The organism is Streptomyces africanus (assembly GCF_002150735.1).
GTDB classification, from domain to species: Bacteria; Actinomycetota; Actinomycetes; order Streptomycetales; family Streptomycetaceae; genus Streptomyces; species Streptomyces africanus.
The window spans coordinates 1-576 of sequence record NZ_MUKA01000723.1; the positions used below are offsets into that span (position 1 = coordinate 1).

The window sequence follows — 576 nt, forward strand, 5'->3', positions numbered from 1 at the left end:
CCCCGCACCGCCGATGCTGCCCCATCCCCTCGCGCTCCAGCGCGCCCTGCGCCCGCTGCAGCGCAAGGTGCCCTCCCCGCACGTCCGGGTGCTGGACGAGCGGGCGACGGCCGACCGCATCGCCCGGCTCGGCGCCCACCCCGACGTGTGGTTGCCGGTCCTGCGCCCGGCCCCCGACCGCTGGCTGCGCCTGAACCTCGTGCACGACACGGGCCCCACCATGCCGGTCTGGCGCCCCCTGGTGAGCGAACTGCACACCGCCCTCGCCCAGTCGGGCATCTTCCGTACGGTCACCCTGCACCCGGCGACCCCGGACGGCCGGGCCCGTCACGTCCCCGTCCCCGCCGACGGCCGCACCGTCACCCTCGTCGTCAGTGACTGCATGGGCCCGCAGTGGCGTCCGGGCGAGGCGGGCGAGCGCTGGTACCGGACCCTGCGCCACTGGGCCCGCCACCTGCCGCTCGCCGTGGTCCAGCCCCTGCCGGAACGCCTCTGGCCCACCACCGCGCTCCCCGCCGAGCCGGGCCTGCTCACCTCCCCCGCCACGGCGGCACCCTCGGCGGGGAGCGCGGTGGT

General features: G+C 77.8%; 1 protein-coding gene. It reads left to right on the plus strand.

The window, feature by feature from the left end; all coding sequences use genetic code 11:
• Positions 1-13: 13 nt before the first annotated feature.
• Positions 14-576, plus strand: a 563-nt coding sequence (locus CCL05_RS43670) for an SAV_2336 N-terminal domain-related protein (RefSeq protein WP_279629974.1), incomplete at its 3' end; no start/stop codon positions are given.